This is a genomic window from Clostridium sp. AF19-22AC (genome assembly GCF_003479085.1).
GTDB lineage: Bacteria > Bacillota > Clostridia > Lachnospirales > Lachnospiraceae > Faecalicatena_A > Faecalicatena_A orotica.
The window spans coordinates 16,183-33,944 of the sequence record NZ_QUGN01000038.1 but is presented as its reverse complement, the minus strand read 5'-3'; the positions used below and the strand labels follow the sequence as shown (position 1 = coordinate 33,944).

Here is a 17,762-nt window from a genome sequence, read left to right as displayed (position 1 = left end):
GAATCATATTTTTTCCTGCATTGCAGACGTCATTTTTTCTAGTATCCGTAAACACACTTCAGTATTTCGAACTCCCACATACCACCCCCGGCCCCCTTCCCCATCCCCCTTTCATGAAGCTGTTTCATCCAGCCAGCAGAAAAATCTCCGCCTGACGGCGCCGTTCGGCGGCAGCAATGTATCAATTCGCAGGATAAATAGAACTGGCATAAGAAGTTTTCAGTTATGGTGTAATGTCATTTTAAGTTTATTCTACGGCTTCAGACAGCTCGTTACACTTCACTGACAGACAGTAAACTTCCGCAAATGATTTTTCCTCCGGTGGATGAACCAGCTTGGCTGAGAATGGGAATGGCCTCATACGGATGCGTCTTTTCGGGATTAGTGCTCCTTGATCAAAATAAAAACCAACACATGAACGATCCTCAGGGCTTCAAGTCCTGAGGATCAACCGACTTAGCGAGAATGCATCAGGCATTCTTGCGTTTGTCGGCGGTGTTCATCGTGTTGGTTTTTATTTTGATTTAGGAGCAGTTATCCTGAAAACCCGTATCCGTATGAGGCCATTCCCATTCTCAGCCAAGCGTCCCCCCTTATTCACCAGCCGAATACTCATTGTGCAGAAGTTTATGCTCTTTCCCTTTGAGGATTCCGTCGTAGGCTGTCATGACGATCGGATTCTGGTTTGACAGTTTGATTTGTGCCAGATTGTCGATCTTGTAGAGTCCTTCCAGTCTTGCTTTCTTTGTTCTTGGTCCAATCGGCACGGGCTGTCCGCCTCCGGCGATACATCCTCTCTTACATGCCATAACCTCTACAAAATCATAGTTCACCTCTCCTGCCTTCATCTGGTCCAGAACCTCGGAAGCGCTCTGGAGCCCGTTTACGACTGCGATTCTGACTTCCCGGTCACCTAACTGTACCTTTGCTTCTTTGATTCCGTCCACGCCGCGCACTCCGGTAAAACTGATTGCTTCCAGATCTTCTACCTTATTGCTGTTCACAAGTCTTCTTAAGACAGCTTCGGTAACACCGCCGGTAACTCCAAAGATTGCCCCTGCACCGGATGCGATGCCGAACGGCATATCCAGTGCTTCTGGTTTTACCTGGGCGAGGTCGATTCCGGCTTCCTGGATCATACGGGTTACTTCTGTGGTCGTGAGTACATAATCCACGTTCTGCTCCCCGTCCGTAAAGTGTTCCGGACGTGTAATCTCCGACTTCTTCGCCGTACACGGCATGATGGAGATTACCATCGTCTTTCTCGTATCCTTCTCGGCATTCATACGTGCCTCTTCTTTAATCAGCGCACCGAACATTTCCTGCGGGGAGCGGCAGGTCGAAATGTTCTTCCTGAATTCCGGATACTTCTTCTCGCAGAACTTCACCCATGCCGGGCAGCATGATGTGAACAACGGAAGGTTCTCCCCTGATTCCAGACGTTCCACCAGTTCCTTGGATTCCTCCATAACGGTCAGGTCTGCGCCAAAGTTTGTATCATAAATCTCATCGAAACCAATCCGGCGCAGTGCCGCAACGAGGCGTCCTAATACATTTTCACCCTTCTTGATTCCGAATTTATCTCCAATCGCTACACGGACTGCCGGAGCGATCTGCACTACGACTCTTGTGTTGTTATCTGCCAGTGCCCTCCACACAGCGCCTACATTCTGCTTAATGGTAATCGCACCTGTCGGACAGACTGCACGGCACTGTCCACAGCCTACACAGTCCGTCTGCGCCAGGTCCTTATTAAACGCCGGGGTAACCTGCATCTTGGAACCGCGGAATGCAAAGTCCAAAACACCGAGCCCCTGTATTTCACCACAGGTCCTTACGCAGTCACCGCAGAGAATGCATTTATTCGGGTCCCTGACGATACATTCAGAAGTCATGTCTTTCGGCAGCTGTTTCTTATTATTTTCGAAACGGACCTCCATGACACCCAGCTGTCTGGACAGCTTCTGCAGGGTACAGACACCGTTTTTCGCACATGTTGTACAGTCACGGCAGTGGGAAGCCAGTAAAAGCTCAATAATCATCTTTCTGTGGTGCTGGAGCCGCGGGGTATTTGTGTAAATGACCATCCCGTCTCTCGGTGTCTCTGAACAGGACGCAAATACCCTGCCCCTGTCATCTTCTACCACGCACATGCGGCATGCACCGTATGTAGAAAGTTCTGAATGATAGCAGAATGTCGGCAGATCGATTCCTGACTTGCGGATAACGGAAAGAACATTCTTTTCATTAGTAAAGGCTACCCTTCTATTGTTAATTGTCATATAATTCATGTTCGAATCCTCCTATCCTTCCACATGTATTGCGCCAAATGCACACGCACTCTCACAGGCACCGCACTTGATACATTTCTCATTGTCGATGACATATGGTTCCTTGATACGCCCGGTTATCGCGCCAACCGGACAGTTCCTTGCACACTTGGAACATCCCTTGCACCTCTCCGGACTGATGATATATTTACGGAGCGCCGTACAGTTATGGGACGCACACTTTTTCTCCACCACATGCTCTACATATTCATCCCTAAACAGCTTCAGTGTACTTACAACCGGCAGTGCCGCACTCTTGCCCAGACCACACAGTGCGGTCTCTGTGATCGTCGTTGCCAGTTCCTCCAGAAGGTCCAGATCCTCCAGTTTTCCGTTGCCCGCCACAATACGTTCCAGAATCTCAAGCATACGCTTCGTCCCTTCCCGGCATGGCACACATTTTCCACAGCTTTCATTCTGTGTGAAATTCATAAAGAATCTCGCCACCTCTACCATACAGGTGCGGTCATCCATGACAACCAGCCCTCCGGAACCGATCATGGCCCCCATTTTTTTAAGGGAATCGAAATCCAGATTTACATCCAGATGAGGTGTGATCAGGCAGCCGCCTGACGGCCCGCCGATCTGGACGGCCTTGAACTCTCCGTCGCCCTTGATTCCACCACCGATGTCATAGATCACTTCACGCAGTGTCGTCCCCATCGGGACCTCGATCAATCCGGTGTGCTTTACACTTCCGGTCAGGGCAAATGCTTTCGTTCCCGGGCTGTTCTCCGGCCCGATGCTCTTGAACCACTCTGCGCCTTCTGAAATAATCATCGGAACGTTAGCAAACGTCTCTACGTTATTCAATACGGTCGGTTTCCCGAACAGGCCCTGTTCTACCGTTCTCGGCGGTTTTACACGGGGCATACCCCTGCTGCCTTCGATCGATGCAGTTAATGCGCTTCCTTCACCGCAGACAAAAGCTCCCGCGCCGCGGTTGATATGTAAATGGAATGAAAAACCGGTTCCTAAAATGTCGTCTCCGAGCAGGCCGCACTCTTCAGCCTGGGCAATCGCCAGTTTCAGACGGCTGATTGCCAGCGGATATTCTGCACGTACATAGATATACCCTTGTGATGCACCGACAGCATATGCCGCGATCATCATACCCTCGATCATCTTATGCGGGTCGCCTTCCATGATACTTCTGTCCATAAAAGCACCCGGGTCGCCCTCATCACCGTTACAGACAACGTAGCGTTCTTTCTCCGCCTGCCTCGCAACCTGTGACCATTTATACCCTGTCTGGAAACCGCCGCCCCCGCGTCCGCGCAGGTTTGCTTCTGTAATTTCCTGAATCACGTCTTCCGGTTTCATATGGAACAGTACCTTTTCCAGCGCCTGGTATCCGCCTGTGGAAAAATATTCCTCGATATGCTCTGAATCAATGTGTCCGCAGTTCTTCAGGACATTTCTCGTCTGCTTCTTATAAAATGGGATGTCTTCCTGCTTCTGATATTCGATTCCATCCTGCTTAAACAATAAATGGCGGATCGGCTCCCCTTTTTCAATTGTCCTGTGGAAGATCGCTTCACAGTCCTCAACCTGTACCTTTGTATACAGGATTCCCTGCGGTTCGATCCGCATGAGGGGACCCATCTCACAGAAACCGTGGCATCCGCTCTTCTTGATGCCGATCTCCCCGTCGCCGTGTGCAATTTCAGGCCCGAAGTGCACCTCCACATCCGGATTTTCTTTGACCAGCTCGCACATTCTGTCATAAATAGCACCTGAGCCTCCTGCCAGACAGCCTGTCCCTGCACAGATCAGGACTCTGCATTTACTTTTCTCGATTTCTGCTCTGGAAGTTTCACGAACCTTTCCGAGAGCTTCTCTGTTTTCAATTCTTTCCATCTTTAAGCTCCTCTCAATTCACGAACCAGTTCAGCAGCTGCATCCGGGGTCATAGCCGGATAGACCTTGTCATTCACCGTCAGAACCGGTGCGAGTCCGCAGGCCCCGAGACAGGATACTGTCTCCAGCGTAAACATCATATCATCCGTGGTCGCTTTCTCCTTCGAAAGCCCCAGTTCTGTATAAAGTCTCTCCAGAATAGGAATAGACTTGCGGACATGACAGGCTGTTCCGTCACAGACTTTAATGATATACTTTCCTTTCGGTTCGAAAGAAAAGTTCTCGTAAAAAGTTGCCACACTGTAGGCTTTTGCTTCGCTGATCTCTAATTTTCCCGCCACATAACTTAGCAGTTCGGGCGGCAGGTAGCGATACTCTGTCTGAATGTCCTGGATAATCGGGATAAGGGATGCCGCTTTGGCTCCATGCGATTCAATAATCTCATCGGCCTTATCATAGTAGGTCTGTTCTAACATGGGATACCTCCTTCATTTTGTTTACAGAACAAAAAAATCTGCTGTAAATCAACCATTGTATAATATAGTTAAAAAATTATCAATTACGAATAATTATATGTTAAATCCCTCTAATTAGCAATAGGAAAACAGTTTTTTTTCAAGTGAAAACAGTTCTTCTTTTGTTGACAGTTTAACCACATCATGTTATCATAAGTGTATTATTTGAAATAGTACACTTGATACACTCAAGAAAACAGGAGGACCGGTATGATTACCATTGATTATCAGAGCAGAATACCCATCTATGAACAGATTGTAGAGCGGTTTGAGATGCTCATTTTAAAGGGTGTTCTCGAACCGGATGACCAGATGCCTTCTGTCCGCTCACTTGCCCTGCAGCTTTCGATTAACCCCAATACAATCCAGAAAGCATATACACAGCTGGAACAGCAGGGATATATCTACCCGGTTAAGGGGCGCGGAAATTTTGTCTCAGGTTCCGGTAAGCTGGCTGAAGAGAAGAAGCAGGCATTTTTTCAGGATCTGGACGCTCTGCTTGCCTATGGAAGGGAAATCGGCATCACCCAGAACGAATGCAGGAATTATATAGACCAGTATTATTCAGAAGGAGGGGCGTCATGATTGAATTAAAGAATCTTGATAAGACGTTTCAGAATGTCCACGCAATCGACCATATGAATGCTTCCATTAAGGAAGGCATGATCTTTGGACTCGTCGGGAGCAACGGTGCCGGCAAGAGCACGCTGCTGCGTCTGATCGCCGGAGTACTGATGCCGGATAAGGGACAGGTTCTGGCAGACGGGATACCCGTATCGGAAAACCCTGCTGCAAAAGAAAAGATTTGTTTTTTATCAGATACCCCTTACTTTTTTCCAAATGCATCCGCAGCCGTTATGCGTGATTATTATGCTCTGGCATATCCAAGGTTCGATTGTAAACTTTTTAATACACTCGCCAGTAAGCTCAATATTGATTTCAGCAGAAAGCTGAATACCTTTTCAAAAGGAATGAAGAAACAGGTATCCATCCTGCTTGGTATCTGCACTGGGGCAGATTATCTGCTCTGTGACGAGACCTTTGACGGGCTTGACCCGGTTATGAGGCAGGCCGTAAAGAGCCTGTTTGCATCCGAACTTATGAAGCGGGATTTCACTCCGGTCATCGCCTCCCATAATCTCCGCGAGCTGGAGGATATCTGTGACAGCATCGGACTCATCCACAACGGAAAGCTTCTTCTGACCGAAGAGCTGGACCATTTAAAATATCATGTACATAAAATTCAGTGTGTACTTCCGAACGAAGCCCTGGAACAGCAGCTTATAAAGGAACTCACAGTTCTGCAGTACGAAAAGACAGGTTCCCTTCTTCTGCTTACTGCAAGGGGAACGAAGGAATCGCTCCTGCAATGTGTAAACCGGAAGAATCCGGTATTTGCAGAAGTACTGCCACTGACACTTGAAGAAATCTTTATCAGTGAAACGGAGGTAGCCGGCTATGACATCAAAAATATCATACTTTAAATTCATTGAAGCGGACATCAGGAACCGGGGCTGGCTCGCCGCACTTACCGCTGTCTTTACCTTCCTGCTGATGCCTGTTTATACGATGATCACTCTTGATACGATGAAACACCAGAGCTCCGGAGACGGACAGAGCCTGAAATGGATCTCCGAACTGTTTCCCCAAATGCTCAATGGGACCGGGCGCAGACCTCTTTCCATATTTATTCTTGTAATTGCCGTACTTTGTGCAGTAAGCGGTTTTGCTTATCTGCATTCCAGAGAAAAACAGGACTTCTATCATGGGATGCCGTTAAGCCGGATGCAGTGGTTCACGATCTCTTATGCCGGGGGACTGCTTATCTTTCTCGTGCCATACCTCCTGTTTGGTCTCTGCACCATACTGCTTGGTTATGCGAATGGGCTGATGACCGGAAACATCCCTCTTCTCTGTGTAAGCGCACTTCTGGGGGGTATTCTGGGATTTCTCATCTGCTATCACGTGAGTATCCTGGCCATGTTCCTGACAGGACGGATCGTCACAGGCATTCTGGCATCACTGGTCCTTTTAGTTTACGGCACTGTTATACTTTCATTGTTCGATGGATTGTCCGATCAGTTTTTCGCAACATGGTATAATGGAATGCCTACAGGTTTTATAGACAAACTACAGTCTTATTCGTCCCCTGCATTGCTGTATACGAAAGTATTGAGGGTCTCCACAGCGTCACCCTCATCCCCCGCCCTGATCATCTGTTCGGTCATAACTGCCCTTCTGTTTCTCGGCGCCGCACTTTTCGTATACCGGCATTACCCTGCCGAGGCCGCTGAGAATGCCCTTGCATTCCGGTCTTCTGCACCGGTGATTAAGGTTTTGATAACGGTTCCCACCTCGCTGTTTCTGGGCATGTTCATCATTTCCCTGAAATTTTATGGCAGTGTAAGGTGGCTCATAATTACCAGTATACTGGCCGCTGTCCTTTTGTGTATGCTCATCGAATTTATTTATCACAGAGATCTCGCGAAACTTCTTTCTGGGAAGGCCTCTTCGGGAATCTCTGTCGGCGCAGTCATCGTCATTCTCTGTATTCTGCAGTTCGATTTGTTTGGCTATGACTCTTACCTGCCGCCGGAGCGCAGACTTGACAATATGTCTGTTTATGCAGACTTGTTTTCGGGCTATTTCACTTACCCCGAAAACATCTACTCTCTCTCCTACGACCAGCTTACTGCCAAAAACGCCGCCTTTACCGATTATGCGCCGCTTTACCAGCTGGCGAAAGACGGTATCCAGAATGTACAGGACAAGATTACGCCCCAGACAGTGGATTATGAATCTTCCTCCTACAATTATTTAAGTATCTCTGTAAGGTATGGTATGAAAAACGGAAGAGATATTTACCGGAGATATGCCGTCGACCGCACCGGACTGTTGAATACATTATCAAAGCTGTGTGAAAATAAGGATTACCGGAGAGAACTGTTTCCTGTCTTCCATCTCGATAAAGATGATGTGTTAAAGGTTTCCGTGCAGGACCTCTATTACCAGCCCATGTCCCTCCCGCTCAGCCGTGAACAGCAGAATGAGCTTCTCGAGGCATATGAAAAAGACGTTCTGGCAGCAGATATTGCCGATCTGCAATATGAATCCCCCCTGGGCGAACTGGTTCTGGAGATTTCAAACACATACCTGGAACAGGACATCTATGCGGGTGAAAAAACCGCACAGCTCGGACAGTTCTATATTTATAAATCATATACAGGCACATTAAAACTGCTGCATGATTATGGAATTACCCTTCGGGAGAAAATAGCCACGGAAGATGTAACTTCTATCACATACTACCCGAATATCGACGGTCAGGATGATCTGGATGCAAAAGCTTATATCAAAGAGTACACATCCGGCGCAGGAATCACCATCACAGACCCCGCTAAAATCGGACAGATACTGAAAAAAATAGACTACGACGAATGTTCCGGAATCCTCGGCAGCAGACAGACTGCCGCCGGATCTGTAGAAATCATATTAGCAGGACAGGCTTATCCTAATGTATACATCATTCCTGAGGCACGGTAACAAGGTGGAACCTCAAGTATTGTTTACATCCTAATCAAGGATGCGCCTACTCTGTTGGTCAGGACAGGGTAGGCTTTTTTTAAGAAATTATTTCTTATTGTGCCTATCTATATAGGTAAGTAATGCGAGGAGGAAGCCTCCGGCAACAAACAATAATGTAAGTACCTGAAATATATTCTCAATATACTTTTAACAGATAAGTTCTGCAACGCCTTATTCTCTACAAAGCATCCTTCATCCGTTTTCTTATAAAATTTGTTTAATAATACTTTACCGTAACTCTCTTTCCCATTTTTTCAGCCGCATGGATCAGTTGTTCAATCAGGTTCATCCGTACACTCAGGTCGAATCCAAGTTCCTGGTCCTGATGTGCCTCATTAACCGCCGTGCCTACAAACAGGTTTAGCTCGGTACACTCTTCGATAATCAGCTTTGCCAGCTTAGATGCACCGTTGTTAGCATCCAGCTCGTCAAAGAATTCGACGTCAAACTCATCATTGATATATCGTTTCAAAAGCTTTAACGTCTTTCCGAGGGTCAGCACGCCTTCGGTTACCAGATCCAGTCCGGCGATGGACGCCATCGGGGGAACGGACGGATCGCTGCGGTCTATTTTGGTAACAATCTCTTTGTGGAGCACACGGGCTGCGATATTGGCGCTTGTACCGCCGGATACGACTTTTTTCCCTTCCATATGCATGAACTCATGCATCAGCTTTTCATCTTCATCCTTGCTCTTCGGCGGCCCTGTAAAGATATTCACCACTCTCCGCTCGATGACTCTTGCTACGGCTACCGTGGTGTCGTCGCCCGGTTTCTGTACATACAGGTCGTCACATGCCTGACTCAAAAGAGCTGCGAGTCTGGAAGCCGACAGCGTCTTCTTCGTACACTGCAGTGTATACTCGGCCATGCTCTCCCACGTCCAGCCTTGTAGATTCAATATTTCCCCGGCCCCCGCATAAATCACGCCGTCGCTCATCAGTACAAAGCAGTCATTCTGCCTGACCTGAAACCGGTACTCGTGAATTTTCTTTCCTTCTATAACCCGCTCTTCATACGGGTATTTTACGATCTTCTGATCCCGCACAAAGACGCAGTCCGGGTTGTCAAATTCCACCAGATAGGCCTCCCCATTATGGAAAATCTGCAGGATACTGAAGGTTGCATATGCCACCTTCCTGACCTGACAGATCGGAAGCGTCTTCGCTATCGTCTCCACGCAGGATTCAATCCCGGCACCTTCAAACAGCATCGTCCCTAAAATCTTGGAGGTCAGTGTCGCCAGAATGTTCGCTTTCACACCGCTTCCCATCCCGTCCGCAAGAATCACAATGTCGGAATCTTCGGTCTTTAATATCTCCACCTTATCACCGCATAATTCTTCGTGGTGCTTGTTCAGGCTCTTCCAAGCCACATCAATACTAACGCTCATACTATTCCTCCCCTTCATTGAGGATAGAATCCCGAAGCTTTGTCAGGGTTACCTTCGTCTCAGCTGTCGTCTCTCCGAGCAGGCCCGCAATCTCCTGTGCAACCATCATCTGCTTTTCTATGACCTTCTGGGCCATCTCCACTGTTTCTACCTTCAGGTTGTAATGCTGTTCTTTAATCTTTTCTTCCCTCGTAATATCCTGGAAAGTAACAAGGACTGAATCCAGATTTTCGATATATACAATCGTCTCCTCCGCAGTCATCCTGCCATGTTCCAGCTGGATTTTCTTATGGATCACGGGCTCTTTGGTCCGCAGGGTTTCCTCAATATCGTCAGCCACGATAAACTCAAAAATATATCGCTGCACGGCCTCATCCCTGCCCACACCAAGCAGGTCCTGTGCCTTTTTATTGCATTCACGGATTCTTAAGGTGCTGTCTATGATGAAGATCATATTCGGTGTAACGTCCATCACGACGTTAGACATGGACTCGGCCTGTGTTAGTGCATATGGCATGCACATGGACAGTTCCGCCTTGTTCTGGCAGACCGCAATCGCTTTATCGCGGCAGGTCGGGTACCCGCACGCGCCACAATTGAGTTCATCCTCCACGGAATATTTCCCCGTGGATTTCAGCACCTCCCGGATTTCTTCCTCTGTAGGTACAGGGTCCTTAAGCCTGTTATCCTCAAATTGTTTGTACAGTTCCTCTGTACTCATGTCCGGAAGATTCCGCGCCGCTTTGTGGGATACCTCGTTTTCAATCTTTATCTTTGCCTTTACATAGGAGGTGTTCCATCTGGCGGATGCCGGCCCTTTTGCACAGCCTCCCTCACAGACATTTGCCTCGATAAAGCAGTGGTCCAGCTCGCCTCTCTGAAGACATTCCAGCATTTCCATGCAGTTTGACAGGCCGTCCACGTAAACCTTGTGGTATGTATCTGCCTCTTCCTCAGCTACGACAGACTGTATCACACCGCCGCTGATCGGATACAGGCGGTTGACCTTCGGGTCCGGATTCCCCATCGGCCGGTCTTCACAGTCATGGATATTGATTCCGGCCTCTTCCAGCCAGATAGCAAGCTCTTCAAATGTCAGGATGGCATCAATCGCACCAAATACCCTCTCATCCCCGATTGCCTCCTGCTTCTTGGCAATGCACGGCCCCAGAAATACGACCTTCACATCGTCCCCATATACCTTTTTAATATAACGCCCGTGCGCCACCATCGGGGAAACGACCGGTGCCAGCAGGTCCACACAGTCCGGATAATACTTTTCAACCAGATCATTGACGCTTGGACAGCAGGTCGTGATGATATTCGGCATCTTCTTTTCGCGAATGATCTTCTTGTACTCATCCGTAACCATCGCCGCCCCCTCGGCAGTCTCACGAACCTCGGCAAAACCGAGTCTTTGCAGCGCATCCACCACCTGACCGGGACGGTCAAACTCCAGTACGCCGAGATAAGACGGGGCAATCGAGATGATGGTCTTAAACCCCTGTCTTAAGTATCCTTTCACCCGGTCCATGTCACTGGCAAACGTCTTCGCATTCTGCGGGCAGATCTCCATGCAGCGGCCACAGTTAATACAGTGGTCCTTCAAAATATGTGCCTGCTCATTCTGTACCGAAATCGCCTTTACCATGCAATAGCGCACACACTTATAACAGTGTCTGCATTTTGCATCCTTAAAATCAATGACTCTCATGACTTTCTCTTCCTCCTGCTTAACAAGATTTTCTGGACTTTCAATTCCTATTTATTGTTACAAATTACCGGCAGAACCGCTGCTGCAGACATCTTAATCCGGGACAGGGCAGATTGCATTAACAAGCCTGTACACATCAGAGGACTCATCCACCGACGTAAAAGACGATGCATTAACCTCTGCTTTGAATATTGTTTCTTCACCCAAAGCCGGGGCAGCCGCATACTTTTCAAGAATCCCGACAAATGCCGCACTTGCCGAATCTATATCATAATAGGTGCCGTTCTGGAACTCATTCCACGCAGCTGTCAGACTATTGTTCGGAGTTATAACAACTTCAACTGTAAAGTCCATGATCCCGTTCTGCTTCGGTATTCCGACGGAATAGCTGCACTGTTTTACAATATTTTTCACGGCTGCGCTGCACCGCTCACGATATGGCTGTGAGAGATCATCCGGGGGATCAAATGCGCCGCCCGACTCATACCACACCTGTGCCTCTTCCTGTGTCTTTCCTGAATGTTTCATAAACTGGGTGAATTCCCCTTTTAATGAGGCATCCAGATATGCCTGAAAAAAGTCCCACAAATCCAGCACACTGCATACATCCTCATATGGTTTCATATAACCGTCCACGGCTCTGGACAAGGCCTTCTTTATCTCCTCTTCTGACACATTGTAGGAGCCATCCTTCTCTACTACAGTGAAATCCAATACCCTGCCGTCCAGGTTGATGATATGATCCTTCAGGGCTTTCTTATCCTCCTCAAGAAGTGCAGACACGGATTGTGTAAGGTCTGTATCTGACATAGCCTCCACATAAGCTGCATTTACTTCTTCCAGAGAGGCCTCAAGGTCAATTGGCTCATAGGATACCCTGGCCGTGTAGCTGCCATCCTTTTCATCAATCGAGGTAACCTGAAACTCCACTTCTGAATAAGCTTCGGCAAGGAAATCCAGATAAGGGGATTTTAATTCCTCCGGAAAGGTGAGGGTAAAATCACACACATCCTCCGTCTCTTTTATCCCTTTCTCCAGAAGCTCTGAGAAATCCACGGGTTCCCGTTTCAGAGAATCCAGCACAGCCTTTTTCACCCCTTCTTCCGGGTCCCTTTTCGGTGCAGTGCTGCAACCGGATAAAAAGGCTCCCGTAACCATGACTACTGCAAGAAATCCGCTTATTAATTTTTTCTTCATCTTGAAACTCCCCCTGTTGTATTGTCCTATTCCAACCTTTTTCTGCTGTTAATAATTATAACTTATTTTATTGGTTTCATCAACGAAAAGCGGGCTCGTTTCTAACCTGATTCCTGGTACTTAGTTATTATTCACATCCAGCAGGGTGCACGGCATGGTCTGGGCATTAACGGTATTTATGCACAAAATTACTGGTGCATTTTTGGGGAATACGTGAATAGACTATTAGACTATAGTCTAGTACAATAAGCTCAATATGCATCCATAGCAGATATGGGGAAAGGACAGAATATGATTATTAGTGCAAAGACAATCATTACAGGGGATGGCTCAACAGTCTTAAGGGACAGCGCTGTCAGAATCAATGAAAAGGGGATTATTGAAAAGGTAGGAAGCAGGGAAGAGGTTGCCGCCGCCTATCCGCAGGAAACATTCAATGATTATGGGGATGCAACAATTATTCCGGGCATGTGCGATATGCACTGCCACCTTGGATATTGGTACAGCCAGCCCGACAGCTTTAATTACAATGACCAGATGATTATGATGTATGCACTTCAGCATGCACAGGCGGCTTTTACAAAAGGCATCACAAGCGTAAGAGACTGCTATTCACCGCATGGTGTCTGCAGGACATTGAAAATGTCTGAAGAGAAAGGTTTTATTACAATTCCGAGAATCACGCACGTAGATGCGGGCATGTGTATGACAGGCGGGCACTGCTGGGATGAAGTGATTCAGGTCGACGGACCCTGGGCGATTCGTGCTGAGATCCGAAAGCAGGTCAGAGACGGGGCCGAATGGGTTAAGGTACTGACCAGCCACCGTTCCCACATCCCGGAATATACACAGGAGGAACTGGATGCCGCCGCAGATGAGTGCCACAGAAGAGGTATCAAATGTGTCGTTCACGCCGGAACACATCCTTCCATACAAATGTGTATCGATGCCGGATTCGATACGATCGAGCACGGCACATTTCTGACTGTCGAGCAGGCACAGCAGATGAAGGAAAAAGGAATCTCCTGGACACCTACAATCTTCGCATATACATATCTTTATGAAGTATGTAAAAAAAATATAGAAGAAGGAAATGCAGACGTATTCAGTGACCCGGTTGCTGCGAAAGAACAGAGGGATTATGCTTTCTACGAGCCTGCCTATGAATCTTACCGCGATAATTTTAAAAAGCTTTATGATACCGGCGTAACAGTCTGCACGGGAAGTGATATGGTCATGTACGGTGCCCCGGTCCTTCCTGTACAGCAGGAACTGACTTACATGGTGAAATACGGCATCACACCGGTACAGGCTATCCAGACTGCAACAGCAAACCCGGCAAAGGTTCTGGGCAGGGAAGATGAACTTGGAATGATTAAAGAAGGACTTCTTGCTGATATTACAGTGGTTGACGGAGATTTGAGCGCTGACATTAATTGCGTATTTCAAACAAATACTGTATTCCTCGGCGGGAAAAAGGTTTATGAACAGGGAACAAGATACGTTTAAAAAAGCTAACAGGATTGGTCTTTACATATAGTCAAATTCACGGGAATAAAGCAGCCGGAACTTGTTGAAAAGGTTCCGGCTGCTTTATTTATGGTTTTTTTAATTGATGCTGCGTTTCACGTAGCTTGTATGTAAGATATGGTGTGCTTTCTCGCTTCCCGGCTCTCCTAAGTATTCTTCGTATACTTTCTTGATTGACGGGTTGTCGTGTGACTTGCGCAGTGTCTTTGCTGAATCGTTATCATACAGTACTTTTGCACGGATTGCACGAACATCCTCGAAATTACGCACATCAGCGTGTACCTGAGGCTGTCCGCCTCCGTTTACGCAGCCTCCCGGGCAGCACATGATCTCAATGAAGTGATAATCTGCTTCCCCTGCACGGATCTTATCCATCAGTACCTTTGCATTGGATAATCCGGACGCAACCGCTACCTTGACATCCATTCCTGCGACATGGTAAACGGCCTCTTTGATACCTTCCGTACCACGCACATCTGTAAATTCTACATTTGCCAGTTCTTCCCCTGTCAGCTTCTCAACTGCTGTACGAAGAGCCGCTTCCATAACACCGCCAGTCGCACCGAAAATCACGGCTGCCCCTGTAGACTCTCCTAACGGGTCATCAAAACCTTCATCCGGCAGAACTCTGAAATCAATGCCTACCTTACGGATCAGGCGTGCAAGCTCTCTCGTAGTGATAGAAATATCCACATCCGGAACACCGGCTGCATTCTGGTCATCACGACCGATCTCAAATTTCTTTGCCGTACATGGCATTACGCTGACACATACAATATCTTTCGGGTCAATCCCCATCTTCTCTGCATAATATGTCTTCGTGATCGCACCAAACATCTGCTGGGGTGATTTACAGCTTGACAGATGATCCAGCAGGTCCGGATAATAGTGTTCGCAGTATTTGATCCATCCCGGTGAACAGGAGGTCATCATCGGCAGTACCCCGCCGTTCTGGACACGTCCGAGGAATTCGTTTGCTTCCTCCATGATCGTAAGGTCCGCACTGAAATCTGTATCAAATACCTTGTCAAATCCGATTCTGCGCAGGGCTGCTGCCATCTTGCCCTCCACGTCTGTTCCCATCGGATATCCGAATTCTTCCCCAAGTGCCGCCCTTACAGACGGAGCCGGCTGAACAACAACATGCTTTGTCGGGTCTGCGATTGCTGCGAGAACATCATCAACAAAATCTTTCTCATATAAGGCACCTGTCGGACATGCTGCAATACACTGGCCGCAGGATACACAGCTTGTGTCTCCCAGCCCCATATCAAAAGCGGAGCCGATAAATGTCTCAAATCCACGGTTGTTTGGTCCGATTACGCCTACTGCCTGCACTTTTTCACAGACTGCCGAACAGCGGCGGCAAAGGATACATTTGTTATTGTCACGGATCATATGCGGTGCGCTGTCATCCAGCTCATAGTGCGGAGATTCACCCGCAAAATGGTCCTCATCTTCTACCCCCAGTTCCTGGCAGAGTTCCTGAAGCTCACACTTCCCGCTTCTGACACAGGAAAGGCACTTCTTCTCATGATTAGAAAGGATCAGTTCCAGTGTACGTTTTCTGGACTCGATCAGCTGCGGTGTATTCGTCAGTACTTCCATGCCTTCATTGATCGGGTGTACACAAGCCGCAACCAGATTCCTTGCTCCTTTTACTTCTACAATACACATACGGCAGGCACCAATCTCATTGATGTCCTTTAAGAAACAGAGTGTAGGGATCTTGATCCCTGCCAGACGTGCTGCTTCCAGGATAGTAGAACCTGCCGGTGCGCTGACATTCAAGCCATTGATTTTAATATTCACATTCTCCATATTCTTCTACCCTCCATTACTCTTTGTAAATTGCACCAAAACGGCATTTTTCCATACAAGCGCCGCACTTCACGCACTTCTCAGGATTGATCATATGCGGTTCTTTTACGCTGCCGGTAATTGCATCTGCCGGACATGTCCTTGCACATAATGTACAGCCTTTACACTTATCCGCATCAATCTTGTACTGAAGCAGTGACTTACATACGCCTGCCGGACATCTCTTGTCAACGATGTGTGCAATATACTCTTCTCTGAAGTATTTGAGAGTGGAAATTACCGGGTTCGGAGCCGTCTGTCCCAATGCGCAGAGCGAATTTGTCTTCAGATGGTTACACAGCTCTTCCAGTTTATCCAGATCTTCCATTGTTCCCTGGCCTTTTGTGATCTTATCCAGAATCTCCAGCATACGTCTTGTACCAACACGGCACGGTGTACACTTTCCACAGGATTCATCTACCGTAAATTCAAGGAAGAACTTCGCGATATCAACCATACAGTTGTCTTCATCCATGACAATCAGACCGCCGGACCCCATCATAGAACCGATCGCAATCAGGTTGTCATAGTCAATCGGAACATCGAAGTGTTCTGCCGGAATACATCCGCCTGAAGGACCACCTGTCTGTGCCGCTTTGAACTTCTTGCCATTCGGGACACCGCCACCGATCTCTTCTACGATCTCACGCAGAGTTGTTCCCATCGGAATCTCAACGAGTCCTGTATTATTGATCTTGCCTCCGAGGGCAAAAACTTTTGTTCCCTTTGATTTCTCGGTTCCCATTGATGCGAACCATTCCGGTCCGTTCACAATGATCTGCGGGATATTCGCCAGTGTCTCAACGTTATTCAGAATCGTAGGCTTCTGGAACAGCCCTTTGAGTGCCGGGAACGGAGGACGCGGACGCGGCTCGCCCCTGCTGCCTTCAATAGATGTCATGAGGGCAGTCTCCTCACCACAGACAAATGCACCTGCACCAAGTCTGAGTTCAATATCAAAATTAAATCCGCTTCCAAATATATCTTTGCCAAGCAGTCCGTATTCTCTTGCCTGTCCGATCGCGATCTCCAGACGTTTTACAGCGATTGGATACTCTGCACGCACATAGATGTATCCCTGTGAAGCACCGATTGCATAACCCGCGATCGTCATTGCTTCGAGAACAACATGTGGGTCCCCTTCGAGTACGGAGCGGTCCATGAATGCTCCCGGGTCACCTTCATCGGCATTACAGCAGACATACTTCTGGTCCGCATCATTTGCAGCCGCAAATTTCCATTTCAGGCCGGTCGGGAATCCTGCACCGCCCCTTCCCCTTAAGCCGCTGTCCAGAAGGATCTGGATTACGTCTTCCGGAGTCTTCTGTGTCAGGACGGTTCCCAGCGCCTCATAGCCGCCGGTCCCTATGTATTCCTCAATATTCTCCGGATTAATGACACCGCAGTTGCGTAAGGCAACCCTCTTCTGCTTCTTATAGAAGTTGGTCTCATTCAGCGGCAGGATATCTTCTGACTTTGTTGTCTCATCGTAAAGAAGGCGGGTAACAACCCTTCCTTTGAGCAGATGCTCTGATACGATCTCCGGAATATCATCTTCCTGTACCATTGAATAGAAGGATCCTTCCGGGTATACGATCATAATCGGTCCCAATGCACACAGGCCGAAGCACCCTGTCTTTACAACACCGACTTCTTCCTCCAGACCCTGGGCTTTGATTTCTTTTTCAAGTCTCTCTATAATTCTCTGGCTTCCGGAAGAAGTACAGCCTGTTCCACCACAAACCAAAACATGTGAACGATACATAATCATTAGCCTC

The 17,762-nt window shown here is 47.9% G+C and carries 13 protein-coding genes; 4 read left to right on the top strand and 9 right to left on the bottom strand.

Annotation, left to right across the window (positions count from 1 at the left end):
• Positions 1-593 precede the first annotated feature (593 nt).
• Genes DWX43_RS25735 through DWX43_RS25725 form a run of 3 tightly spaced genes read right to left on the bottom strand, consistent with a single transcriptional unit; the run spans position 594 to position 4,666 of the window.
• On the bottom strand, positions 594-2,291 hold the full coding sequence (locus DWX43_RS25735; protein WP_118622808.1) for a [FeFe] hydrogenase, group A: 1,698 nt from the start codon (positions 2,289-2,291) through the stop codon (positions 594-596).
• A gap of 12 nt (positions 2,292-2,303) precedes the next feature.
• The gene (nuoF, locus tag DWX43_RS25730; RefSeq protein ID WP_109733807.1) at positions 2,304-4,190 is read right to left on the bottom strand and encodes an NADH-quinone oxidoreductase subunit NuoF; all 1,887 of its coding nucleotides are present in this window, start codon (positions 4,188-4,190) and stop codon (positions 2,304-2,306) included.
• Positions 4,191-4,192: 2 nt separating this feature from the next.
• Entirely contained in the window at positions 4,193-4,666 is a 474-nt protein-coding gene (locus tag DWX43_RS25725) for an NAD(P)H-dependent oxidoreductase subunit E (RefSeq protein ID WP_109733806.1), read from the bottom strand.
• A 249-nt stretch (positions 4,667-4,915) separates the two neighbouring features.
• On the opposite strand from DWX43_RS25725, the gene DWX43_RS25720 reads away from it, so the two are divergent.
• Genes DWX43_RS25720 through DWX43_RS25710 form a run of 3 tightly spaced genes read left to right on the top strand, consistent with a single transcriptional unit; the run spans position 4,916 to position 8,248 of the window.
• Positions 4,916-5,290 (top strand): GntR family transcriptional regulator, encoded by a 375-nt coding sequence (locus DWX43_RS25720; protein WP_118622806.1) that lies wholly within the window; start codon positions 4,916-4,918, stop codon positions 5,288-5,290.
• Complete coding sequence (locus DWX43_RS25715; protein WP_118622804.1) at positions 5,287-6,189, top strand: ABC transporter ATP-binding protein; 903 nt, start codon at positions 5,287-5,289, stop codon at positions 6,187-6,189. The genes DWX43_RS25720 and DWX43_RS25715 overlap by 4 nt, the downstream gene beginning before the upstream one ends.
• Positions 6,164-8,248, top strand: coding sequence for a DUF6449 domain-containing protein (locus DWX43_RS25710; RefSeq protein WP_118622802.1), 2,085 nt, complete (start codon positions 6,164-6,166; stop codon positions 8,246-8,248). The genes DWX43_RS25715 and DWX43_RS25710 overlap by 26 nt, the downstream gene beginning before the upstream one ends.
• An 87-nt stretch (positions 8,249-8,335) precedes the next feature.
• On the opposite strand, the gene DWX43_RS27495 is transcribed toward DWX43_RS25710, so the two are convergent.
• The 4 genes from DWX43_RS27495 to DWX43_RS25695 all read right to left on the bottom strand — a co-directional run bounded on the left by DWX43_RS27495 (position 8,336) and on the right by DWX43_RS25695 (position 12,594).
• Positions 8,336-8,422 (bottom strand): putative holin-like toxin, encoded by an 87-nt coding sequence (locus DWX43_RS27495; protein WP_279220820.1) that lies wholly within the window; start codon positions 8,420-8,422, stop codon positions 8,336-8,338.
• An 85-nt stretch (positions 8,423-8,507) separates the two neighbouring features.
• A complete protein-coding gene (locus DWX43_RS25705) occupies positions 8,508-9,683 on the bottom strand; it encodes a SpoIIE family protein phosphatase (RefSeq protein ID WP_118622800.1) in 1,176 nt (391 codons plus the stop codon).
• A gap of 1 nt (position 9,684) precedes the next feature.
• Complete coding sequence (locus DWX43_RS25700) at positions 9,685-11,397, bottom strand: [Fe-Fe] hydrogenase large subunit C-terminal domain-containing protein (protein WP_109733801.1); 1,713 nt, start codon at positions 11,395-11,397, stop codon at positions 9,685-9,687.
• Positions 11,398-11,490: 93 nt separating this feature from the next.
• Positions 11,491-12,594, bottom strand: coding sequence for a hypothetical protein (locus DWX43_RS25695; protein ID WP_118622798.1), 1,104 nt, complete (start codon positions 12,592-12,594; stop codon positions 11,491-11,493).
• Between the two features lie 291 nt (positions 12,595-12,885).
• On the opposite strand from DWX43_RS25695, the gene DWX43_RS25690 reads away from it, so the two are divergent.
• Entirely contained in the window at positions 12,886-14,103 is a 1,218-nt protein-coding gene (locus tag DWX43_RS25690) for an amidohydrolase family protein (RefSeq protein WP_118622810.1), read from the top strand.
• 99 nt (positions 14,104-14,202) lie between these two features.
• On the opposite strand, the gene DWX43_RS25685 is transcribed toward DWX43_RS25690, so the two are convergent.
• Together DWX43_RS25685 and nuoF (DWX43_RS25680) are read right to left on the bottom strand one after the other, a co-directional pair.
• A complete protein-coding gene (locus DWX43_RS25685) occupies positions 14,203-15,945 on the bottom strand; it encodes an NADH-dependent [FeFe] hydrogenase, group A6 (protein ID WP_118622796.1) in 1,743 nt (580 codons plus the stop codon).
• A gap of 16 nt (positions 15,946-15,961) precedes the next feature.
• Positions 15,962-17,749 (bottom strand): NADH-quinone oxidoreductase subunit NuoF, encoded by a 1,788-nt coding sequence (nuoF, locus tag DWX43_RS25680; RefSeq protein ID WP_109733798.1) that lies wholly within the window; start codon positions 17,747-17,749, stop codon positions 15,962-15,964.
• Positions 17,750-17,762: the final 13 nt, after the last annotated feature.